Annotated in this window: 22 protein-coding genes; 3 read left to right on the forward strand and 19 right to left on the reverse strand. The window is 52.3% G+C overall.

The window, feature by feature from the left end:
• Positions 1–12 precede the first annotated feature (12 nt).
• On the forward strand, positions 13–837 hold the full coding sequence (locus tag HV345_RS18975; protein ID WP_016151777.1) for a YaeF family permuted papain-like enzyme: 825 nt from the start codon (positions 13–15) through the stop codon (positions 835–837).
• Positions 838–884: 47 nt separating this feature from the next.
• Here the strand turns inward: HV345_RS18975 and nlpE are convergent, their stop codons facing one another.
• From nlpE to HV345_RS18990, 3 genes are read right to left on the reverse strand one after another with little or no spacing between them, the layout of a single operon-like run.
• Positions 885–1,586 (reverse strand): envelope stress response activation lipoprotein NlpE, encoded by a 702-nt coding sequence (nlpE, locus tag HV345_RS18980; RefSeq protein WP_087121852.1) that lies wholly within the window; start codon positions 1,584–1,586, stop codon positions 885–887.
• A 30-nt stretch (positions 1,587–1,616) separates the two neighbouring features.
• Positions 1,617–2,039, reverse strand: coding sequence for an alternative ribosome rescue aminoacyl-tRNA hydrolase ArfB (gene arfB / locus HV345_RS18985; RefSeq protein WP_016151775.1), 423 nt, complete (start codon positions 2,037–2,039; stop codon positions 1,617–1,619).
• Positions 2,039–2,581, reverse strand: coding sequence for a YaeQ family protein (locus tag HV345_RS18990; RefSeq protein ID WP_016151774.1), 543 nt, complete (start codon positions 2,579–2,581; stop codon positions 2,039–2,041). The genes arfB and HV345_RS18990 overlap by 1 nt, the downstream gene beginning before the upstream one ends.
• Positions 2,582–2,769: 188 nt before the next feature.
• On the opposite strand from HV345_RS18990, the gene HV345_RS18995 reads away from it, so the two are divergent.
• A complete protein-coding gene (locus HV345_RS18995) occupies positions 2,770–2,970 on the forward strand; it encodes a YaeP family protein (RefSeq protein ID WP_003018499.1) in 201 nt (66 codons plus the stop codon).
• Positions 2,957–3,217 (forward strand): Rho-binding antiterminator, encoded by a 261-nt coding sequence (gene rof, locus HV345_RS19000; protein ID WP_016151773.1) that lies wholly within the window; start codon positions 2,957–2,959, stop codon positions 3,215–3,217. The genes HV345_RS18995 and rof overlap by 14 nt, the downstream gene beginning before the upstream one ends.
• 54 nt (positions 3,218–3,271) lie before the next feature.
• On the opposite strand, the gene tilS is transcribed toward rof, so the two are convergent.
• The 16 genes from tilS to ispC all read right to left on the reverse strand — a co-directional run bounded on the left by tilS (position 3,272) and on the right by ispC (position 23,473).
• Complete coding sequence (gene tilS / locus HV345_RS19005) at positions 3,272–4,564, reverse strand: tRNA lysidine(34) synthetase TilS (protein WP_181635927.1); 1,293 nt, start codon at positions 4,562–4,564, stop codon at positions 3,272–3,274.
• A 61-nt stretch (positions 4,565–4,625) separates the two neighbouring features.
• On the reverse strand, positions 4,626–5,015 hold the full coding sequence (locus HV345_RS19010) for a VOC family protein (RefSeq protein WP_016151771.1): 390 nt from the start codon (positions 5,013–5,015) through the stop codon (positions 4,626–4,628).
• Positions 5,016–5,081: 66 nt separating this feature from the next.
• A complete protein-coding gene (gene ldcC / locus HV345_RS19015; protein WP_181635928.1) occupies positions 5,082–7,220 on the reverse strand; it encodes a lysine decarboxylase LdcC in 2,139 nt (712 codons plus the stop codon).
• Between the two features lie 99 nt (positions 7,221–7,319).
• On the reverse strand, positions 7,320–8,279 hold the full coding sequence (gene accA / locus HV345_RS19020; protein ID WP_003018513.1) for an acetyl-CoA carboxylase carboxyl transferase subunit alpha: 960 nt from the start codon (positions 8,277–8,279) through the stop codon (positions 7,320–7,322).
• Between the two features lie 12 nt (positions 8,280–8,291).
• A complete protein-coding gene (dnaE, locus tag HV345_RS19025; RefSeq protein WP_131347710.1) occupies positions 8,292–11,774 on the reverse strand; it encodes a DNA polymerase III subunit alpha in 3,483 nt (1,160 codons plus the stop codon).
• 24 nt (positions 11,775–11,798) lie between these two features.
• Entirely contained in the window at positions 11,799–12,395 is a 597-nt protein-coding gene (rnhB, locus tag HV345_RS19030; RefSeq protein WP_019078405.1) for a ribonuclease HII, read from the reverse strand.
• Positions 12,392–13,540, reverse strand: a complete 1,149-nt coding sequence (gene lpxB, locus HV345_RS19035) for a lipid-A-disaccharide synthase (RefSeq protein ID WP_003829168.1) — start codon at positions 13,538–13,540, stop codon at positions 12,392–12,394. The genes rnhB and lpxB overlap by 4 nt, the downstream gene beginning before the upstream one ends.
• Positions 13,540–14,328, reverse strand: coding sequence for an acyl-ACP--UDP-N-acetylglucosamine O-acyltransferase (lpxA, locus tag HV345_RS19040; RefSeq protein ID WP_003018525.1), 789 nt, complete (start codon positions 14,326–14,328; stop codon positions 13,540–13,542). The genes lpxB and lpxA overlap by 1 nt, the downstream gene beginning before the upstream one ends.
• Positions 14,329–14,331: 3 nt before the next feature.
• On the reverse strand, positions 14,332–14,787 hold the full coding sequence (gene fabZ, locus HV345_RS19045) for a 3-hydroxyacyl-ACP dehydratase FabZ (RefSeq protein WP_003018528.1): 456 nt from the start codon (positions 14,785–14,787) through the stop codon (positions 14,332–14,334).
• Between the two features lie 103 nt (positions 14,788–14,890).
• Positions 14,891–15,916: a UDP-3-O-(3-hydroxymyristoyl)glucosamine N-acyltransferase gene (gene lpxD / locus HV345_RS19050; RefSeq protein ID WP_003018531.1), complete on the reverse strand. Its 1,026-nt coding sequence runs from the start codon at positions 15,914–15,916 to the stop codon at positions 14,891–14,893.
• A gap of 3 nt (positions 15,917–15,919) precedes the next feature.
• Positions 15,920–16,405 carry a molecular chaperone Skp gene (gene skp / locus HV345_RS19055; protein WP_016151765.1) on the reverse strand — a complete coding sequence of 162 codons (486 nt, stop codon included), beginning with the start codon at positions 16,403–16,405 and terminating at the stop codon, positions 15,920–15,922.
• A 122-nt stretch (positions 16,406–16,527) separates the two neighbouring features.
• Positions 16,528–18,942 (reverse strand): outer membrane protein assembly factor BamA, encoded by a 2,415-nt coding sequence (gene bamA, locus HV345_RS19060; RefSeq protein WP_016151764.1) that lies wholly within the window; start codon positions 18,940–18,942, stop codon positions 16,528–16,530.
• A 29-nt stretch (positions 18,943–18,971) separates the two neighbouring features.
• Entirely contained in the window at positions 18,972–20,324 is a 1,353-nt protein-coding gene (gene rseP, locus HV345_RS19065) for a sigma E protease regulator RseP (RefSeq protein ID WP_181635929.1), read from the reverse strand.
• A gap of 11 nt (positions 20,325–20,335) precedes the next feature.
• Positions 20,336–21,193 (reverse strand): phosphatidate cytidylyltransferase, encoded by an 858-nt coding sequence (cdsA, locus tag HV345_RS19070; RefSeq protein ID WP_016151762.1) that lies wholly within the window; start codon positions 21,191–21,193, stop codon positions 20,336–20,338.
• Positions 21,194–21,205: 12 nt separating this feature from the next.
• Positions 21,206–21,964, reverse strand: a complete 759-nt coding sequence (ispU, locus tag HV345_RS19075; RefSeq protein ID WP_181635930.1) for a (2E,6E)-farnesyl-diphosphate-specific ditrans,polycis-undecaprenyl-diphosphate synthase — start codon at positions 21,962–21,964, stop codon at positions 21,206–21,208.
• Positions 21,965–22,276: 312 nt separating this feature from the next.
• Entirely contained in the window at positions 22,277–23,473 is a 1,197-nt protein-coding gene (gene ispC / locus HV345_RS19080) for a 1-deoxy-D-xylulose-5-phosphate reductoisomerase (RefSeq protein ID WP_046275346.1), read from the reverse strand.
• Between the last annotated feature and the right edge of the window lie 4 nt (positions 23,474–23,477).

Here is a 23,477-nt window from a genome sequence, read left to right on the forward strand (position 1 = left end):
GGATTGTATAAAATGGCTAAACCAACGGCGTATTACTGCCTGCTCCTCCCCTTCGGTCTTCTGCTTTCAGCCTGCACGATTGACGTCAGTCAGCAAAATTCATCAGCAACGGCTGTTGATGCCCAGGCAAAGAAATGGGAGGTAAAACTCCAGCATCAAAGTTCATTTACCGATCAAGCGCTGCATGAAATTACGGATACCGACCTCAGGCCGGGCGACCTGCTGTTTTCCTCTAGTCTTGGGGTGACCTCATTTGGTATTCGCGCGTTCAGCACCTCTTCTGTCAGCCATGTCGCCGTTTACCTTGGCGATAATGAAGTTGCCGAAGCGACCGGGGCGGGAGTACAAATCATTTCGCTCAAAAAGGCTGAAAATCACAGCGATAAGCTTTTTGCTCTGCGGGTCCCCAACCTCACACCGCAGCAGGCCGAAGAAATCAAAACATTCGCTTATAAAATCAAAGATAGCGGCTATAACTACCGCGGCATCGTCGAATTTATTCCGTTTATGGTGACCCGGCAAATATGTTCATTGAATCCTTTCTCAGAGGATTTTCGCCAGCAATGCGTCAGCGGGCTGGCAAAAGCACAGTTGAACAATACCAGTGAAGGAGAAAAGAAGGCGTGGTTTTGCTCCGAATTTGTAACCGATGCGTTTGCCACAGCCGGGCATCCGCTAACAATGGCGCAGCCGGGTTGGATTAGCCCTTCCGACCTGATGCATATGCGCGAAGGTGACATTTCCGCGTTTAAGTCTGAAACGCAGCTACAGTATATCGGCCACCTGAAGTTAGGGATTTATATCAAAACCAGCCGTTTTGTTGGATTGATCCGATAAGGAAAAACTGTCCGGTGATCGCCCGGACAGTTTTTATAAGCTGCAGATTAATCATCGCAACTCTGGCCAGGGATAAACTTAATTTCTTTATCCGCTCTTAAGGTTTTCACTGGTGTGCCCGTATCAGGATTTTCTTCCATCGTGAAGTGCCCTTCCACAGTAAGCAGAACTGCCTTATCCGTTGCACCACGCGCAGTCAGATAATCTCGCTCCAGTTGTGCATTGTTCGCGACAGAGACTCTTTTACCCGTCGCACAATCAGTGAAGGTTGCCGCGTCAGCCATATAGAAGTACATCCCCCGCATCGGCATTGGCGTCACCGGTAAGCTGGCAGAAACTGGCTCAAGCGTGTAGTTGAACTGTGACTCAATCGGGTTACCTTCACGATCCAGCATCTCCAGCGCTTCACCTTTTGCCCGGTAGTACGACTTTTCACCTTTGCTGTCAGTCAGCACCAGCTTATCGGCAGTGCGCGCCCATGTACCATAAGAAGCAAAGGAGGACGGTTCATCTCGCACGCCCTGATAGCGTTCGTTCATCACCCATGTGCCGTCTTTTTCCAGGAACAGAGAGGTTTCAATTCCTTCGCAGTCCGCGCAAGGCAAAATGCCACGCCAGCTTTGCTGCATCGGTTTTAATTCTGCCGCCCGCGTCGGCTGTAGTACATCGACTTCAGTACGGTTGTTACAGCCGATCAAGGAAAAAAGCGTGCATGCAGCGACCACGGACAATATTGCTGTTTTCACTATGAATTCCTTATAATTTTTTATTCCCGCTCGTCAGTCTTGCGTTCGACGAACTCTCCCACGCAGTGCTTTCACTGTGGATTTTTGCGCCTTCGATGACAACCTGCGCTCTTTCGAGGCGCGCGTAGGACGTGTTGCCTGTCGGCTTTTTTGCACCGCGGTTAATTCTTTTATCACCGCCACCAGTCGGGAGATTGCCGCTTCCCGATTTAGCTCCTGGCTACGGTATTCCTGCGCCTTTATGATAATAACGCCATCGCTGCTAATCAGATGATGGCTGGCGGCCAGCAGACGTTCCTTGTAATACTCTGGCAGGCCTGAGGCCCGAATGTCAAAGCGCAAATGGATAGCCGTGGAGGTCTTGTTAACGTGCTGACCGCCCGCGCCCTGTGCCCGAATCGCCGTGATTTCCAGCTCACTGTCAGGGATAGAGACGTTTCGGGAGATAACAATCATCAACGCGGCTGCCACGCGGTCAGATGAATTTCCAGATTGTTCTGAGAATCAGACAGCCAGATAGCGCCATCCTGGATAGTTGCCTGCAGCGCCATTGTACGACCAGCAAAATCACTCAGTTGCGCCAGCTGTTCATCATCCAGATACCACACGGTGAGATTTTTAAACTGCGCACACTTGTTCTGGTTTTGCTGCCACCAGATCTGGGCCGCACGGCTGTTGTAAGTAAACAGAGCAACCTCACCAGACTGGGTACAGGCTTTTTTAATACGACGCTCATCCGGCAGACCCAGTTCAATCCAGAGATCGATGCCCAGATGATCGTTACGCAGCCATGCTTCAGGCTCGTCTTCAGCACTCAGGCCACGCGTGAACTGCAGCCGTTCATCGGCATATTTAATCCAGGCCAGCAGGCGCAGCATCATGCGCTCCTGGGTTTCAGAGGGATGACGCGCCAGCGTCAAGGCCGCGTCAAGGAACTGGTTGCGGTCGAGATCCGCTACGTTGACGACGGCTTTATAAATTGTCGCTTTAAGCGCCATGAGAGAACTCCTTTCGAATCAGGCGCTCATTGTAGCGAAAACTGCGGCAAAAGGCTGCTAACAGCTCCTCAATCAAGGCGCTGATATTGCTTGAATGAGTATGGTATAGTCACCTTGCTAAACAGAGTTTATCTTCGTAGGCTTAGACTTGCATCCACGGTTAAGTCAGAGTGCTGACAGGAGGGCATGTGGAAAAATATTGTGAGTTAATACGCAAGCGGTACGCGGAAATCGCCAGCGGAGACTTAGGGTATATCCCGGATGCGCTGGGTTGCGTATTGAAGGTGCTTAATGAAGTGGCGGCAGACAGCGCCCTTCCAGAGTCGGTCAGGGAAAAAGCGGCCTATGCTGCCGCCAACTTACTGGTGAGCGATTATGTCAATGAATGAAACGTATCAACCCATCAATTGTGATGATTACGACAATCTTGAACTCGCCTGCCAGAACCATTTGTTACTGACGCTGGCGCTAAAAGATGGCGAAGTTTTGCAGGCGAAAGCGAATGACCTGGTTTCACGCAAAAACGTGGAGTATCTGGTCGCAGATGTCGCAGGTGAAATCCGGGAGCTTCGTCTCGATAAAATTGCCAGCTTCAGCCACCCGCAAATCGGTACCGTGGTCGTCAGCGAATCTTAACTTTTCTTGCACCTTATCAGGCCTAAATGACCAGGCCTGATAATCGCAGCGCCATCAGGCATGCCAAATCAGACTAATACCTTCTTCATCTACCGCCGCACCCTCACGCGTCACAAAAACACCCGCAGCCGCAATCAAGGTTTCACCGTAAAACAACAACGGCGTGGTATCTCGTCGCCAGGGCGGGATCCCCTGCTCCTGCCAGATTTTCTTTAATTTACGTCCACCGTTACGCCCGACAATATGCAATACGCCTGGCGCTTTAAAACGAATACTGATGGCTTCACCTGCTTGCGGCATGCGCAATTCGCCAGCAGAGATTAGCTGCACCGAGCCTAACCCAGCTGGCAGCGTCAACGGCGTTTCCCGGCATGACCACGGGATGACTGTTTCGCTTTGCCCGTCGACCGATTTAACCCACCATAGCTGTGACTGATAGCGACGGACCTCATATTCTCCCAGACGAAAACAGGGGGAAGCATCTTCTCGCGCCAACGCCACTTCCTGCCAGATACGTTCCAGCCCGTCCCGGGAAGGCATCGGCGCATTTACCCCCGCCAACCAGCGACGAAGCAGAGCGGCACGCCGCACGCCACTCATCATCATTAACGGTGCCAGTAACAGTGTGCCTTGGGCAGTCACGCAGTCGGCTAAATCATTGGCCAGCAGTTCATCCAGTAAACTCTCCTGCTCGGCGCACAGCGCGGCGCTACGGGCTGCGGCTTGCGCGAAGTGCGGCCATCGTTGTTGGAGCAAGGGGGTAACGCGCAATCTGAGAAAATTGCGATCGTAGGCATCATCCTGATTACTTTCATCTTCGATCCAGCATAATTCATGCTGTCGCGCCCATGCTTCAAGCGCCTCTCGCGTTTGCGCCAGCAGCGGTCGAATCAGTTGGGTTCCGGCAAATGGTGAGCTTTCGCCCATGGCGGAAAGCCCGGCAGGACCACTGCCGCGCTTAAGCGCCAGTAGAAAGGTTTCACACTGGTCGTCGAGATGCTGGGCGGTCATCAGCACTTCACCCGGTAGTAAGGTCTGCGCAAATGCCTGATAGCGCGCGCGTCGCGCCTGAGCTTCGATGCCCAAACCATCATCCTCAAGATGGACCCGTTCAACCACCAGCGGCACCTGCCACTGTGCGCATACCGACTCACAGTGTTGCACCCAACTGTCTGCCTGCGGGCTTAATCCGTGATGAATATGGATTGCACGCAAGGCAACCTCAGGATTTTGCGCTCGCCACAGTACCAGCTGATGCAGCAGCACGGTGGAATCCAGCCCGCCGCTAAAGGCGACCAGAATCGATTGAGAATTCAGCAGTGAAGTGTTCAGCGTGAGTGTCGTCATGATGGTTACTTACAAGGGCATTGCCCGGCACATTGCCAGGCTAATGCCACAATGATAAGACTTACAGCTCGTACAGTTCGAGCGGTAATCCGTCCGGATCGTTAAAAAACGTAAAGCGTTTGCCGGTAAACGGATCGATACGCACGGATTCGCACTTCACGTGGTGAGCTTCCAGATGCGCGATCGCTTTTTCCACGTCATCTACGCTGAACGCCAGATGGCGTAAACCGCAGGCTTCCGGTCGGCTCGGACGGCAAGGCGGAAATGGAAAAGAAAAAAGCTCAATCACATACTGACCGTTCAATGCCAGATCACCCTTCCACGAGTCACGTTCTTCCCGGTAGGCTTCGCTGATTAGCGTAAAGCCCAGCACATCACAGTAAAATGCCTTACTCGCCGCGTAGTCCGTCGCAATAATGGCAATATGGTGAACCTGTTTTAATCCCAGCATAGCGTCATCGCCTCTTTCGTTTTTCTGCCAGCACGTTACTCGTGCGTAATGGGTTCACGCAAGTCGTCATGCCATTTTTAGGACTCGCACGCGATACACGCCATCTTCACCCAGTTTAGCGCCATGGATATCGGTTTCAAATCCAGGATAGTGATGGCCCACTGAACACAACATCAGCAGAAAATCGAGTACAGCCCGACTTTTGGCCGTGATCATTTCCCCGGGCATCAAGAGCGGCACACCGGGAGGATAAGGCAGAATCATATTGGCAGAAATGCGCCCCACCAGTTGATCGAGCGCCACCGTTTCGACCTCACCTTTGATCTGCCGCTGCCAGGCCTGGTGCGGGGTCATTTTCATTTCCGGTAAGGTATCAAATGCCCGCAGCATCAGCCCGGAGAGATCGTGCTGGCGGATCAGCTTATGGATCCCCTGCGCCAGATCCTGAATACGCATATTACGATAGAAATCGGGATCCTCGGCATACAGATCCGGCAGCATATTTTTCACGCGTAAATTCAGATCGTACGAGCGTTTAAATTCCGTCAGGCCGCGCAGTAGCCCCATCGCCCGGGTTTTATCAATGCCAATACTGAACAGGAACAACAGATTATACGGTCCCGTTTTCTCGACAACGACACCGCGCTCATCAAGGAATTTCGCCACCAGCGCCGCAGGGATCCCCTCTTCACTCATATTTCCCTGTTCATCCATTCCCGGCGTAAGAATGGTGACCTTCACCGGGTCGAGGAACATATGGTCGGCGTCAGCATCAACAAATCCGTGCCAGTCTTCACCAGGCGCTACCGGCCAGCACTCCGCCTCATCTACCCTTTCCGGCTGCCAGATATCAAAGAACCAGCCATCCGACTCTTCGCGTAGCCGCTGCACTTCTTTACGGAAATGCAGCGCCCGATCCACCGAACGATTGATTAACCGCTTGCCTGAATTGCCACGCAGCATTGCCGCCGCCGTTTCTATCGACGCGACAATCGGGTAGCTCGGGGAAGTGGAAGTGTGCATCATAAAGGCTTCGTTGAACGTCTCTTCGTCGTAGTCGCCCTTAATGTGGATCAGAGAAGCCTGTGATAGTGCCGCCAACATCTTGTGGGTTGACTGGGTTTCAAAAATCACTTTCCCCGGCACCCGTTCGCCGCTCATCCCGCTTTTCCCCTGATAGATCGGGTGAAAATGGGTATACGGCACCCAGGCAGAATCAAAATGAATGGAGGGCACATCCAGGGTTTGCTTGATCCAGTTGGTGTTATACAACAGGCCGTCATAGGTGGAATTGGTGATCACCGCGTGTACCGGCCATAGCGCCTGAGGGGTCTCTTCTACCTTGCGTTCAATGCTTGCGCGGGTGAATTCCCGACGAGGTATACCGCCGAGGATCCCCAGCGCATTGCGCGTAGGCTTCAGCCAGATTGGCACCACATCGCTCATCATTAGCAAATGCGCCAGCGACTTATGACAGTTGCGATCAATCAGTAGCGTACTGCCTGAAGGCGCGGCATACATGCCGACAATCTTGTTCGACGTCGAGGTGCCGTTGGTCACCATATAGCTCTGCTCGGCGCCAAAGGTGCGCGCGATATACTCCTCCGCTTCCAGATGCGGGCCGGTATGATCCAGCAGCGAACCCAGTTCAGTCACGGAAATAGACACGTCGGCCTTCAGAGTATTGCCGCCAAAGAAATCATAGAACAGGCAGCCGACCGGGCTTTTCTGATACGCCGTTCCCGCCATATGTCCGGGCGTGCAGAAGGTGTACTTTCCTTCCTTCACATAGGTAAACAGCGCCTTGGTGAAAGGAGGGGTGATGTTATCGAGGTATTCGCTGGTGTACTGACGGATGCGGGTTGCAATATCTTCAGACTGGCCCAGCGCATACTCAAAAAACCACAGTGCCATGCGCAGGTCGTGCGCGCTGACATCCATCGTCGAATGGGTATTAATAAAGGCGTAGAGCGGGAGATACTCGTTGAGCTGGTTGATGTCACTGCACAGATCCAGGCTGTATTCATCCCAGTCAAAAATGACACCGCAAATTCGTGGGTTATGTTCGATAAACTTAAGTAGGTCGACGCTATTCTGCGGCCAGATAATCTGAAACCCCTGCTGTTGCAGCGCACGCTCAAGTTCCTTGATGGGCTCATCTTTATAAAAGACGCCATGCGGTCCCATGATGGCAATGATATTCATGCGTTCCTCCTGGAAAAACCTTAGTTAATCATAGCCTGGTGAAACCACAGGTAAAAAAAAGGGCCACAGCGTTGTGGCCCTTTTCAGAATTAATGCAGTTTACGCGTAACCGTAGCTCATCAAACGCTGGTAACGACGGTTTTTCAAATCATCTTTGCTTAACACGTCGAGATCGGCGAGATCGGCCAGCAGTTGTGCTTTCAGGGACGCAGCCATCACTTCCGGGTTGCGGTGCGCGCCGCCCAGCGGTTCCGGGATGATAGAGTCGATAAGCTTCAGCTCTTTCAGACGCGGCGCGATAATCCCCATTGCTTCTGCGGCCAGCGGCGCTTTGTCGGCGCTTTTCCACAGAATGGAGGCACAACCTTCCGGGGAGATAACGGAATAGGTGCTGTATTGCAGCATATTCACTTTATCGCCTACGCCGATCGCCAGCGCGCCGCCGGAACCACCTTCACCAATAACGGTGCAGATTACCGGTACGCTCAGACGCGACATTTCGCGCAGGTTGCGCGCAATCGCTTCAGACTGACCACGTTCTTCCGCGCCCACTCCCGGATAAGCCCCTGGGGTGTCGATGAAGGTAATGATCGGCATATTGAAACGCTCGGCCATTTCCATCAGACGCAGCGCTTTGCGATAGCCTTCCGGTGCCGGCATGCCGAAATTACGACGAATTTTTTCTTTGGTCTCACGGCCTTTCTGATGACCAATGATCATCACCGGACGGCCATCCAGACGCGCGATGCCGCCGACAATAGCTTTATCATCCGCATAGGCACGATCGCCCGCCAGCTCATCAAATTCATCAAATGCCAGGCGGACATAATCCAGGGTGTACGGACGCTGTGGATGGCGCGCCAGCTGGGCTACCTGCCATGCGCCAAGATCGGCGAAGATTTTACGCGTCAGCTCTACGCTTTTTTCACGCAGACGATGCACTTCTTCATCGATGTTAATATCCAGTTTCTCATCCTGACGGCTAACCGCAGTCAGAGAATCGATTTTTGCTTCCAGCTCTGCAATCGGCTGTTCAAAATCAAGGAAATTCAGACTCATAGTATTCCTGTATTAGTCAAACTCCAGTTCCACCTGCTCCGAACCAATAAGGCCACGGAGATCGTTTAGCAAACGATCGCTCGGAGAGACACGCCACGTTGCGCCAAAACGCAATCGCGCACGTGCATCCGCCCTCTGATAGTAGAGATGTACTGGAATTGTCCCCGAGCGGTGGGGTTCCAGAGACTGACGGAGTCGGTTTAAAAGCTGGTCATCAATTTGCCTGTCCGTCAGCGAGATAGCAAGCCCGCGAGCATATTTTTCCCGGGCTTCGTCAATATCCATGACTTCACGGGCCATCATTTTAAGCCCGCCGCTGAAGTCATCAAAGCTGACCTGTCCGCTGACGATAAGTATGCGGTCTTTTTCCAGCAATTGCTGGTATTTATCCAGGGCATCGGTAAACAACATAACTTCCAGACGCCCGGAACGGTCATCTAGGGTACAGATGCCGATACGATTGCCGCGCTTGGTGACCATTACCCGCGCAGCAATGACGAGCCCCGCAGCCGTGGTGACTTTACCACGTTCTGTCGGATGCATGTCTTTCAGCCTGTGGCCTCCAACATAGCGCTCAATTTCTTTTAAATACTGGTTGATGGGGTGTCCCGTCAGGTAAAGCCCTAACGTTTCACGTTCCCCTTCTAATACCACCTGCTCCGGCCACGGTGTACAGTTAGCATAAGACTGTTCAATTTGTTCCGGCTCTTCAGCCAGCACGCCAAACATGTCCGCCTGACCCGTTGCCTCGGCTTTCGCATGCTGATCGGCGGCTTTTAGCGCATCGTTGAGCGAATTCATCAGCGCCGCACGATGCGGGCCAAGGCGGTCAAACGCCCCGGACATGATTAACTTTTCCAGCACCCGGCGGTTGAGTTTTTTGATGTCCGTGCGCGCACAGAGATCAAACAGCTCGCGGAAGTAACCGCCTTCGTTGCGCGCCTCAATAATAGCTTCAATTGGCCCTTCACCCACGCCTTTTATCGCGCCGATGCCATAGACAATTTCGCCATCATCATTCACGTGAAAATGATAAAGCCCGGAGTTGATGTCCGGCGGCAGGATTTTGAGCCCCATACGCCAGCATTCATCCACCAGGCCGACCACTTTCTCGGTGTTATCCATATCGGCGGTCATTACCGCCGCCATAAACTCGGCGGGGTAATGCGCCTTCAGCCATAGCGTCTGGTAAGAGACCAGCGCATAGGCAGCGGAGTGCGATTTGTTAAATCCGTAACCGGCGAATTTCTCCACCAGGTCAAAGATTTTCATCGCCAGTTCGCCGTCGACGCCGCGCTTTTTCGCCCCTTCTTCAAAGGTGCCGCGCTGCTTAGCCATCTCTTCCGGCTTTTTCTTACCCATCGCACGACGCAACATGTCCGCACCGCCAAGGGTATATCCGGACAGCTCCTGGGCAATCTGCATAACCTGTTCCTGATACAGGATAATGCCGTAGGTCGGCTCCAGTACCGGTTTCAGACACTCATGCTGCCATTGTACGTCCGGGTAGGAAATCTCTTCGCGACCATGCTTACGGTCGATAAAGTTATCTACCATCCCCGACTGTAGCGGACCAGGACGGAACAGGGCCACCAGGGCGATCATATCTTCGAAGCAGTCAGGCTGCAGCCGTTTGATAAGATCTTTCATGCCGCGGGATTCTAGCTGGAAGACCGCCGTGGTTTCCGAGCGTTGCAGCATGTCGAAGCTTTTCTTGTCATCCAGCGGGATAGCGGCGATATCCAGCGGCGGCTCGCCGTTCTTTTCACGGCGCGCGTTAATCATTTCCAGCGCCCAGTTGATGATGGTGAGCGTACGCAGGCCGAGGAAGTCGAACTTCACAAGGCCGGCATATTCCACGTCGTTCTTATCAAACTGAGTAACCGGGTGCAGCCCCTGTTCATCGCAGTATAGCGGCGCAAAATCGGTAATTTTGGTCGGCGCGATAACTACACCACCGGCGTGTTTACCGGCGTTACGCGTGACGCCTTCCAGCTTACGCGCCATATCGATCAGCGCTTTAACCTCTTCATCTGCCTCATAGATTTCCGGCAGTTGGGGTTCGGCTTCAAAGGCTTTTGCCAGCGTCATGCCCGGGTCGGGCGGCACCAGTTTCGAAATACGGTCAACGAAGCCGTACGGGTGTCCCAGCACGCGCCCCACGTCGCGGATAACCGCTTTGGCCGCCATCGTACCGAAGGTAATAATCTGCGAAACCGCATCACGACCGTACATTTCCGCCACGTGTTCAATTACCCGGTCGCGTTTCTCCATACAGAAGTCAACGTCGAAGTCGGGCATTGAGACACGTTCCGGGTTCAGGAATCGTTCGAACAGCAGGTCAAATTCCAGCGGATCCAGGTCGGTAATTTTCAGCGCATAGGCGACAAGCGAGCCGGCACCGGAACCACGTCCAGGGCCTACCGGTACGCCGTTATCTTTCGACCACTGGATAAATTCCATCACGATCAGGAAGTAGCCAGGGAATCCCATCTGGTTGATAACTTTCAGTTCAACTTCCAGACGTTCGTCATAAGGCGGGCGCTTCTGGGCGCGAACTTCAGGGTCCGGGAACAAAAACGCCAGACGCTCTTCCAGACCTTCGCGCGATTTCGCCACGAGGAAATCCTCGGTGGTCATATCACCGGTCGGGAACTGTGGCAGGAAATACTCACCCAGACGTACCGTCACGTTACAGCGCTTAGCTATCTCAACGGTGTTTTGCAGCGCTTCCGGAATATCGGAAAACAGCTCGCACATCTCATCTTCGCTACGCATGTACTGCTGCGGCGAATAATTACGCGGGCGTTTCGGGTCGTCAAGGGTGAACCCGTCATGGATTGCCACGCGGATTTCATGCGCGTCAAAATCACTGGTTTCAAGGAAACGAACATCGTTGGTCGCCACCACCGGAAGACCACGCCTTTCCGCCAGTTCTACCGCTGCATGCAGATAATTTTCTTCATCTTGCCTGCCGGTGCGGATAAGCTCGAGGAAGTAACAATTTGGAAAATGTTCTTCGTAAAACGCTACGCACTCATCAACCAGTGCGCTATTACCGCGCAGCAGGCTGCGCCCAACGTCGCCCATGCGGCCGCCGGAGAGCAAAATCAAACCTTCTTTTAACTCGGCCAGCCAATCCCGGTCGATGACCGGCCCTTCTGCGCCATAACCACGCTGATAGGCTTTCGATATCAACAACGTCAGGTTCTGATAGCCAGTATTGTTTGCGGCCAGCACGGTGAGCTGCGTGAGTTCATCGCCCAGCAGCTCGCTACGGACATGAAAATCTGCGCCAACTATCGGCTTGATACCCGCACCGTGACCCGCTCCGTAAAACTTCACCAGACCACACAGGTTGGTAAAATCGGTGATCGCCAGTGCAGGCATGCCTAACGCGGCCGCCTTTTTCACTAGCGGCCCGGTTTTCGCCAGCCCATCGATCATGGAGTAGTCGCTGTGCACCCGCAGGTGGACGAAACGAGGTTCAGACATCTTCAGATTCCTTCGACACAAGAATCAGGACGTGAGTCCCAGTGCGCGTTTGACGGGGCCAAAACTACGGCGATGGTGCTCTGTTGCGCCATGCATTGCCAACTTTTCCAGATGAAAAGCGGTTGGATAGCCTTTGTGCTGTGCAAAGCCATACTGCGGGAACACCGTATCCAGGGCCGCCATTTCAGCATCACGTGTAACTTTTGCCAGTATCGACGCCGCGCTAATCTCCGCCACACGGCTATCACCTTTTACCACCGCCAGCGATGGCACCGGTAATGCCGGGCAACGATTGCCGTCGATCAGTACGTATTCCGGCGCTATATGCAGACCCGCAACCGCACGCTGCATGGCCAGCATAGTGGCATGTAAAATATTCAACTCGTCGATTTCATGTGGTTCCGCACGCCCCAGGCTCCAGCTTAACGCTTTTTCTTTAATCTCATCGAATAGCGCCAGGCGACGTTTTTCCGACAGTTTTTTTGAGTCGTTAAGACCGATAATAGGGCGAGCCGGATCCAGAATGACGGCGGCAGTGACGACCGCGCCGACTAAAGGACCACGTCCAACTTCATCTACACCCGCCACTAAATGCGTATGCGGATATACAAATTCAATCATTGCGCTAACTCCAGGACCGCATCCGCCGCCTGCTCATCAGCGTTGCAACGGATCTGCTGATGCAGTTCACGGAATGTGTCGTGCATCGCATGGCTGGTTTTGCCATTCGCCAGCAACGGCAACAGCGCTTGCGACAGCGCCTGCGGTTCGCACTCTTCCTGCAACAGCTCTTTAACCAGTTCTCTTCCCGCCAGCAGGTTAGGTAGCGAAACGTAATCGGTCTTCACCAGACGCTTTGCCAGCCAAAAGGTGAAAGGTTTCATACGATAGCCAACCACCATCGGGCATTTTGCCAGCATACATTCCAGCGCAGCGGTGCCGGAAGCCAGCAGTGCGGCATCGCTGGCAACCATCGCTTCACGTCCCATTCCATTAAGCAGATGTACGGAAAGCTCCGGCGCAACTTCAGCTTTAATGCGCTCAAACTGCTCGCGACGTTTGGCATTCACCAACGGCACTACCACTTCGAGATCTGGATAATGCTGGCGTAACAACTGCGCCGTTTTCAGAAAATCGGCGCTGAGCATCTCCACTTCTGCGCCACGGCTTCCTGGCAATAGCGCCAGGCAGTGAGCGTCATGGGGAATACCCAGAACATCGCGAGCCGCGTTTTTATCCGGGTCCAACGGCATGGCATCTGCCATGGTATGACCGATAAAGCGGCACGGGACGTTAAATTTGTCATAAAACGCTTTTTCGAAAGGCAGAAAGGCCAGCACCATATTGGTGGATCTGCCTATTTTGAAAACGCGTTTCTGTCGCCAGGCCCACACAGAGGGGCTGACGTAATGAATGGTTTTAATGCCCTGCTTTTTCAAATTCCCTTCGAGGGTAATATTGAAATCAGGCGCATCAATACCGACGAAAACATCCGGCTTTAAGTCGGTAAATCGGCGAGTGAGATCGGCGCGAATATGCAGTAAACGGCGCAGGCGTCCGAGCACTTCAACAATGCCCATTACCGCCAGCTCTTCCATTTCGTACCAGGCTTCACAGCCTTCGGCCTGCATCAGCGGACCCGCCACGCCAACAAAACGCGCATTGGGAACGCGAGCCTTGAGTGCACGAATTAACCCTGCACCAAGAATATCGCCGGAGGTTTCTCCGGCGACGAGGGCAATCGTTAAAGGACGCTGCTCAGTCATTAACGAATCAGACCACGCGTTGAGCGCTCAAAAAAGTCGCTGAAAGCCTGAACTTCAGGGTACTGTTTCGCCAGTTCCGCGATTTCCGGTTTCACTTCTTCCAGCGTTTTACCACTACGGTACAACGCTTTGTAGGCATTACGAATCGCGGTAATCGCTTCGCGGGTGAACCCACGACGCTTCAGACCTTCGATATTGACGCCAAATGGCGTTGCGTGGTTGCCCTGGGCGATAACGTATGGAGGCACGTCCTGAGCAACGCCAGAACAGCCGCCAACCATCACATGCGCGCCGATGATGCAGAACTGATGCACCGCAGTCATGCCGCCGATGATAACAAAATCATCCAGCGATACATGCCCGGCAAGCGTGGCGTTATTCGCCAGAATACAGCGGTTGCCTACCGTACAATCATGCGCTACGTGCGCATTAATCATCAGTAAGTTATCGCTGCCCACCTTCGTCACTCCACCGCCCTGCACTGTGCCACGATGAATGGTAACGCTTTCGCGGATGCGGTTGCGATCGCCAATTTCCACGCGGGTCGGTTCGCCAGCATATTTCAGATCCTGGTTAACTTCACCGATGGAGGCAAACTGATAGATCTCGTTATCGCGACCAATTTTTGTATGGCCATTCACGACAACGTGAGACTTCAGTACGGTACCCTCACCAATTTCAACATGGGGTCCAACAATACAAAATGGGCCAATGTGAGCGTTAGCGCCAATGCTGGCGCCTTCTTCCACAATGGCAGTTGGGTGAATAAAGGCGGATTTATCAATCACGTATCAGGCCTCCCGGCTACGGGCACACATCATCGTTGCTTCGCACACAACTTTACCGTCGACCAGCGCAACCCCTTTAAAACGGGTCAGGCCGCGGCGCGTTTTCTCGAAAGTCACTTCCATGATCATCTGATCGCCTGGCACGACAGGACGCTTAAAGCGCGCTTCGTCAATACCCGCAAAATAGTACAGTTCACCTGGTTCCAGTTTCCCTACGCTTTTAAACGCGAGGATACCGGTGGCCTGCGCCATTGCTTCCAGAATCAGTACGCCTGGGAAAATAGGTTTACCCGGGAAGTGGCCCTGGAAGAAAGGCTCGTTAACAGATACATTTTTCACTGCGCGCAGAAAACGACCTTCTTCAAAATCCAGCACGCGGTCAACCAGCAGAAACGGAAAACGGTGCGGCAGAAGTTCTAAAATCTCTTCAATATGCAGAGTATGAGTGTTAGTAGTCAAAATACTCTTCCTGTCAAAATATACTAAAAGGCAATAATAACACGGCCTGTCGCAATCGTATGAATGGGACAGGCCGAAAAGTCAGACATGCAAAAACGGTGCTTTAGTCTTGTTGATTAACCTTGCGCTCAATCGCTTTGAGACGCTTGCTCATATCATCAATATTCATCACCAGTGCAGCTGTTTTACGCCATACCTTATTGGGCTGTAGCGGAATGCCTGAGGAATAGACGCCAGGTTCGGTGATAGGACGCATCACCATACCCATGCCAGTAACCGTGACTTTATCGCATATTTCCATATGCCCATTGATCACGCTGGCGCCGCCAATCATGCAGTAACGGCCAATCTTCAGGCTACCCGCCATAATGACGCCACCGGCTACCGCCGTATTGTCGCCAATCACAACGTTATGCGCAATCTGGCACTGGTTATCAATGATAACACCATTACCGATCACAGTATCGTCCAGCGCACCACGATCAATGGTGGTACAAGCGCCGATCTCGACGCGATCGCCAATAATCACGCGACCAAGCTGCGGGATCTTCACCCAGTTACCGCGATCGTTCGCGTAACCAAATCCATCAGATCCGACGACAGTGCTGGACTGGATCAGGCAATTCTCACCGATCTGAATGTCGTGGTAAATCGTCACATTCGCCCACAAGCGTGAACCTGCGCCGATTTTAGTATTTTTTCCGACGAAGCAGCCTGCGCCGATAACGACGTTATCGCCCAGTTCTACGCCAGACTCAATGACCGCATTTGCGCCCACAGAAACATTATTACCCAGCTTCGCCGTCGCATCGATCACTGCACTCGGTGCAATGTTTTGTGCGGGCTGCGGCGTGGTATCTAAGATTTGCGCCATACGTGCATAGGTCAGGTAGGGATTCTTCACTACCAGCGCAGCACTCTTAGCAAAAGGAAGATCGTCCTGCGTCATCACAACGGCAGAGGCCTGGCATACGCCTAAGTGTTCACGGTACTTAGGATTCACCATGAACGTGATATTGCCAGTTTGCGCAGATTGCATGGACGCTACGCCGGTGATGACGATATCGCCATCACCGTGTAATTCTGCATCCAACTGCTCTGCTAAATCAGCCAGTCGAATTGAAGGCATTACTTATTTAACCTGTTTCAGTACGTCAGCGGTGATGTCTTTTACATCGCTGCTGTTGTATGCAACGGTGTTTGCGTCAACAACCAGATCGATGCTCTGACTGTTAGCAACAGATTTCACCGCTGTCTGGATACGAGTAACCAGTTTGCCACGTTCTTCGTTGGAACGACGCGCACGATCCTGCTCAAAAGCCTGAGCTTTCTGAGAGAAAGTCTGACGCTGAGCCATGACGTCTTTTTCCAGCTTGGTACGATCGCTACCCGCTTTCATGGATTGCAGACGCTGCATTTTAGATTGCAGATCAGATTCCATACGCTGCAGTTCGCTGGCACGGCCTTTGAACTCGTTTTCCAGCGTAGCAGAAACGCCCGTCTTCTGTGCAACCTGTTGGAACAAGCTACCCATGTTGACGATTGCAATTTTGTCAGCAGCCTGTGCGGACGTTGCCATCGCTAAACCGAGACCTGCAGCTAATAACCACTTTTTCACAATTAACTCCTTACCATCCCATTTGCACCCGAAGGTACAGTTCTTTGCGTGGCCAGGCGATCCCATGCAAGATCGCCTAAAGTCATCGCTACACTACCACTACATTCCTTTGCGAAGAACAATTACCAGGTTTTACCAATGTTAAACTGGAACTGTTCCGCTTTGTCTCCATCGTACTTCTTGAACGGCTGGGCGTAGGAGAAAACCAACGGCCCCAATGGGGACATCCATTGTAAAGCGATACCCGCTGACATACGGATATTGTTCGGATCGCTGTAGTCCGGATAACCAGAGTACTTAGCTGAATCCCAGTTCGTATCCCAAACGGTACCCATATCCCAGAAGAACGAGGTACGGACCGAGTTGGCATACTTGTCGCTGATAAACGGCGTCGGGGTAATAAATTCCAGGCTGGCGACAGCCATGGCGTTACCGCCCACCGCATCATCCGATTTACACGGTGAAGTATTGGTGGCGTCACATTCGTTATCGTAATCGCTATCGTTGTTATAACGATTAGCCGGTAAATAGACAGCCTTTGGACCGATGGTGTTGGACTGGAAACCACGCACGGTGCTGGAACCACCCGCATAGAAGTTCTCGTAGAACGGCATCTCTTTGCTGCCGATGCCGTCACCATAGCCCCACTTCGTGCGACCCAGAACAACCCATTTGTGATCGTCATCGATCGGCACATAGGTCGCGGTATCCAACGTCGCTTTGTAGTATTCGTTGTCAGAACCCGGAATGGTTACTTTACCGTTCAGGTTGACACGCGTACCTTCCGTTGGGAAGTACCCACGGTCCAGCTTGTTATATGTCCACCCATAGTTGAAGGTGAAATCGTCTGATTTAAAGCTATCAGCGTCAGGATCCTTACCCATTGAAACCAGATAACGTTGCATTGCAACCTGTGGATCCATGTTAGACAAGGAGTTATGCACATAACCCACACCCGCACGCAAGGTGTTGTATTCGTTGATCGGGAAGCCGAGCGTTGCGTCAGTACCATAACTTTTGTTGGTATAGTCGGACAGGTCTGCATCATCCGCTTTAAAGTCATTGTAGAAAACGCGACCACCAAGGCTCACCCCATCAACGGTGAAATATGGGTTGGTGACAGACAACTCAGTATAGGTCTGATAGTCGTTTTTGGTGCCGTTAATCCCGACTGAATAACCGGTACCTAACCAGTTATCTTGCTGAACGCCAGCCTGGAAGCTCACGCCGCTTTCAGTACCGTAACCAACGCCGAAGTTAAAGCTACCGGTGTTACGCTCTTTAACCTTATAGACCACATCAACCTGATCCGGGCTACCCGGTACACGCTGAGTATCGGTATCGACGGTTTCAAAGTAACCCAGACGGTTCAGACGCTCTTTACCCTGATCGACCAGATCGCTACCCAACCAGGCCCCTTCCATCTGGCGCATTTCGCGACGCAGAACGGAATCTTTAGAGGTGTCGTTCCCTTCAAAACGAATCTTACGCACGTAGAAACGGTTACCTGCATCCACGTTTACGCGTAATTTAACGGTTTTGTCGGCGTCGTTGATTTCAGGTTGCGACTGTACGCGCGGATAGGCATAGCCATAGCGACCCAGAAGCTTCTTGATATCATCTTCCATTTTGGTCACTTTGGTGCCGTTATAGAGTTCGCCTGGCTCGATTTTGGTCAGGGTCTCAATTTCGGCGGAGTGCCCAGCCAGGTTACCGCTCACCTGTACCCCTGAAAGCTTGTATTGATCGCCTTCAGTGATGTTAACGGTAATGTAGATACCTTTTTTATCCGGCGTCAGGCTAACCTGGGTGGAATCGATATTGAAGCGAGCATAACCGCGATCCAGATAGTAGCTGCGCAAGGTTTCAAGATCGCCCGCCAGTTTCTGTTTCTGGTATTTACGATCGCCCACCACGTTCCACCACGGCACTTCATCACGCAGTTGGAAGTGAGAGATCAGTTCGTCGGTCGAGAAAGCATGGTTGCCGACGATATTGATCTGTTGGATCTTCGCCGAAACGCCTTCCTGGAAGACCAGCTTGAGGTCAACGCGGTTACGCGGCAACGGCGTTACCACCGCTTTCACACTGGCGCTGTACTTACCGACGCTATAGTAGAAATCTTCCAGCCCTTTTTCGATATCGGCTAGCGTGGTGCGATCCAGAGACTCGCCAACACGCACACCAGAAGCCTCGAGGTTTTGCTTGAGCATGTCATCTTTCACCGATTTGTTACCGGAGAAAGTAATGCTGGCAATCGTCGGACGTTCTTTTACCTGAACCAGAAGGGTATCACCATCGCGCAGGACGCGGACATCCTCAAAGTTACCGGTGGCGAACAGAGCACGAATGGTATTACTGATGTCTTCATCATTAACCGTGTCGCCTGTGCGCACCGGCATACTGAGGAGAGCCGCACCAACGGCGACTCGCTGTAGGCCTTCGAAATGAATGTCCTTCACTACGAACCCTTCAGCACCGTATACGGTGGCGCTGCTAAACAGCAGCGACGCTATGAGCAACTTTTTCATCGCCATCGTTATTATGCGTTCTTCCTAACACTCTCTTACAACCGAGAGAAATCATTGAAAAGTGCAAGCCCCATTAACAACACCAGCAAGATAGAGCCAATGCGATAACTAAAGTCTTGAACCCGCTCGGATACCGGACCGCCCTTCAGCTTTTCAATCGCCAGGAACAGCAGATGCCCCCCGTCAAGAACGGGCAACGGAAACAGGTTGATTATCCCTAAGTTCACGCTGATAAGCGCAAGGAACATCAGGTAATAAATAACCCCGAACTCCGCTGACATCCCAGCCCCCTGGGCGATAGAAATCGGCCCACTGAGGTTGTTCAGTTTTACATCACCGGTAATCAATTTTCCCAGCATACTGACCGTCAGCTTCATCAACTGCCACGTTTTATCCGAGGCTTCGAGGATGGCGCTGAATGGCCCATACTGGCGTACAGTCTTATACTCATCAGGCAGAGGAATAACTTTAGGCACCACGCCCGCAAAACCCTCTGCCTTCCCGTTAACCTGTTTTGAATCTGGGGTTAACGTTAAAGACAAGGAACTTCCTTGTCTTTCAATATCTAGCGCTAACGGCTTATCCGGATTATCGCGCACCAGCGTCACGAACGTCATCCATTGCGTCAGCGGCTGACCATTGACTTTAACGATCCTGTCGCCAGCTTGCAAACCCGCCTTACTTGCAGCGGAGTTTACCTGCACTTCTGACAGCACCGATTCAATCTGCGGACCGCGTGGGCGAATCCCTAAACTGGAAACAGGATCCTCTTTGTCTGGCTCAAATGCCCAATGGCGTAAATCCAGCGTTTTGTCCTGCCGCTGGTTGCTGCCAAACTGCGCCATGCTGAGAGTCGTATGTTCATCGCCAATTTTGGATACCAGTTGTAATCGCACGGCATCCCAATCAGGGGTTTCGATACCATCAACCGCTTTTAGTTCCGTACCCGGCTGAATTTGCGCCTGTGCGGCAATCGAGTTGGGTGTTATTTCACCAACAACCGGACGAACGCCAGGGACACCGATGATAAACACCAGCCAATACGCGAAAATAGCAAAAAGGAAGTTGGCAATCGGACCTGCGGCGATGATGGCTGCGCGTTGTCCAACCGTTTTATTGTTGAAAGCGTAATGGCGCAGCTCCGGTGCGACCGGTTCAGCGCGCTCATCCAGCATTTTGACGTAACCGCCGAGGGGAATCAGGGCGATGACGTATTCCGTACCTGATTTATCGGTACGCCGCCAAAGCGCTTTTCCAAAGCCAATGGAAAAGCGTTCGACGCGGACTCCGCAGCGCCGTGCAACCCAGAAATGACCAAATTCATGCACGGTGATAAGCACACCAAGTGCAACGATGAATGCAGCCAGATTCCAGAGAATACTCAGCATAAGACCATCCGTTAGAGCGTCCTGAATACCAGTAACAACAGGCAGGCAAAGACCGGTACCGCAGCCGTCAGGCTATCAATACGATCCAAAATACCGCCGTGTCCTGGTATTAAGTGACCACTGTCCTTAATACCTGCTTCACGCTTAAACATACTCTCGGTCAGGTCACCCAGCACGGAGGCCAGGGCTGCAACGATAGAGCAAATAAGCAAGGTGACAGGCGCAACCTCAAGATTCGCCCACATGCCATAACCCCATGAGATCACGGCAGCAGTAGCGAGTCCGCCAATAAAACCCTGCCAGGTTTTACCAGGAGAAACCTTCGGCGCCAGCTTATGTTTGCCAAACAGCTTACCAAACATATAGGCACCCGAGTCCGCTCCCCAGACGAGGATCATGACATACAGCAGCCATAGCGCGCCACTATAATGATTCTCATCATAGTGCCATGCACGTAGCGCCAGCATTCCCCAAAAGAAAGGGACTATGGTTAACACGCCGAAAATTATGCGTAATGTTTTGGAATTACGCCAGACCGACGCAGAGCCGGGATAAAACAGCACCAGTAACAGCGCCACGACCCACCAGCCCAGCGACGCCCACAGCGATACTTCAACCAGCGGCTGATGAATATTGCGATGGTATTCCGGCAACAAAAATAGCATCAGTGCCAGCAATAGCCCGCACAAAACAGCCAGCCAGACTCGCTGCGTACGCGTGGTAAAACCGCTTAACTGTCCCCATTCCCAGGCGGCCAGCATACAGACGGCCAGCGTAACAATGGCGAACCCCACCGGCGGCAGCAAAAACAGCGCCGCGATGACAACGGGTATTAAAACAAAAGCAGAAATCAGGCGATACTTCAGCAAAAGCGACCCCCATCAGGCTTTTTCATCACCGGGCTCGGTGCCGCCGAAACGACGCTCACGATTAGCAAAGGCATGCAGCGCACCTTCAAAGTCTTGTTCATCGAAATCGGGCCAGAGAACATCTGTAAAGTAAAGTTCGGTATAGGCAATTTGCCACAACAGAAAATTACTAATTCGATGCTCTCCCCCAGTCCTTATCACTAAATCCACAGGAGCCAGTTCATGCATACAAATTTGCTGCCCCAGCATCTCTTCATCGATTTGCTCTGGACGCAGCAGACCATCCTGCACCTGTTGTGCCAGTTGTCTGACTCCCTGGACTATATCCCACCGTCCACCGTAATTCGCTGCAATATTTAGCGTCAACCCGGTATTCTGGGCGGTAATCGCTTCTGATTTGCGAATCCGTTCTTGCAAACGTGAGTTAAATCGACTGATATCCCCGATAATACGCAGACGTACGTTATGGCGATGCAGGTTTTTCACTTCGCTATCAAGCGCCCACACAAACAGCTCCATTAACGCGCTCACTTCCTGCGCAGGTCGGTTCCAGTTCTCACTGCTAAAGGCATACAGCGTTAACGCATCAATACCGTTATTGGCAGCAAAAGAGACAGCCCGGCGGACGGACTTTGCTCCGGCCTTATGTCCAAAGGCGCGAATCTTCCCTTGCTTTTTCGCCCAGCGGCCATTGCCATCCATGATAATTGCTACATGGCGACAACCATGTGCTGGCAAATTTTCGCTTAATGGTTTAGTTGCAGACAACATAACGCGTTTTTAGTCCCTGAAAGGATTATACGGTACTCAGGAATACTGAAGCCTTTTGCGCTTCATCCTTCAGGCTGCTCCTTCGTTGGCTGTGATCTTCGCCCCAGTCACATACTCTTTGTATGTTCCAGCGGACTCATCCACTTGCCACCTTGATGCAACCTGAATGATTTTGTGCATCCACAAAAAAGCCGTGTCAAACCACGGGTTACCCGACCGAAAAAAAACAAATACCCGCGATCGAGTGGCGCAGACTATATCACTGAAGCCCAACGCTAACAAATAGCGCGATTCTCCGTGGAGGGATTATCATCAGCTCGAGCGTCGCATCACTTCTTTTCTGGCGACTTCCCGCGCGATAGCATCAACCTTCAGCACGTCATCAACGCTCTGTGGCTCCTGCAAATCCATCTTATCCAGTACGGATAAATTCAGGTCAGCAATATCGGTAAATCGGATCTGCTGCGCCAGGAATGCGGCAACGGTAATTTCATTCGCTGCGTTCAAAGCGGTCGTCGCCGCCTGCCCTTGCTCAAACGCGTCCATCGCCAGTTTCAGGCATGGATAACGCTGGTAATCAGGTGCGGAAAACGTCAACGCACTGAGCTTGCAAAAGTCGACAGGCTTAACGCCGGACGTCACTCGTTCTGGCCATGCCATCGTATGAGCAATAGGTGTACGCATATCAGGTTCCCCCAACTGCGCCAGAACGCTACCATCCTGATAACGCACCATCGAATGAATAACCGACTGCGGGTGAATCAGCACTTCCATCTGGCTTGCATTGGCATTAAATAACCAACGCGCTTCAATGTATTCCAGACCTTTATTCATCATGGTGGCTGAATCGACAGAGATTTTTCGTCCCATCGACCAATTCGGATGACGACATGCCTGATCGGGGGTCATAGAAACCAGATCGCGCAATGGCGTTTCACGGAAAGGGCCACCAGACCCGGTAAGCAAAACTGAAATGACGCCATTTTGCTCAAGGTCAGCGTATCCCAGATTGTGTTGGATAGGTTGCGGTAAACTCTGAAAAATCGCGTTATGTTCGCTATCTACCGGCAAAAGCTGTGCTTTGTGGCGTTGCACGTCGTCCATAAACAGACGCCCGCAGGTCACCAGAGACTCTTTATTCGCCAGCAAAATGCTTTTGCCCGCGCGGATTGCCGCCAGCGTCGGTAGCAAGCCCGCCGCGCCGACAATCGCCGCCATAACCTGATCAACATCATCCAGCGCAGCCATATCACAGGCAGCCTGCTGCCCGCTCATAACCTCAGTACGACTACCCTGCTCCAGCAAAGCTGCTTTTACCAACGCAGCGCTTTTTTCATCGTCCATTACCGCATAGCGAGGAGAAAATTCCAGACATTGCTCAACCATACGGACGACATTTTTACCCGCCACCAACGCAGCAACGCGAAATTTTTCCGGGTTATGGCGTACTACATCCAGCGTACTACAACCAATGGAACCGGTTGATCCCAGGATGGTTAATTGCTTCATCAGA

Origin of the sequence: Citrobacter sp. RHBSTW-00986, from assembly GCF_013783065.1 — a bacterium.
GTDB classification, from domain to species: domain Bacteria; phylum Pseudomonadota; class Gammaproteobacteria; order Enterobacterales; family Enterobacteriaceae; genus Citrobacter; species Citrobacter braakii.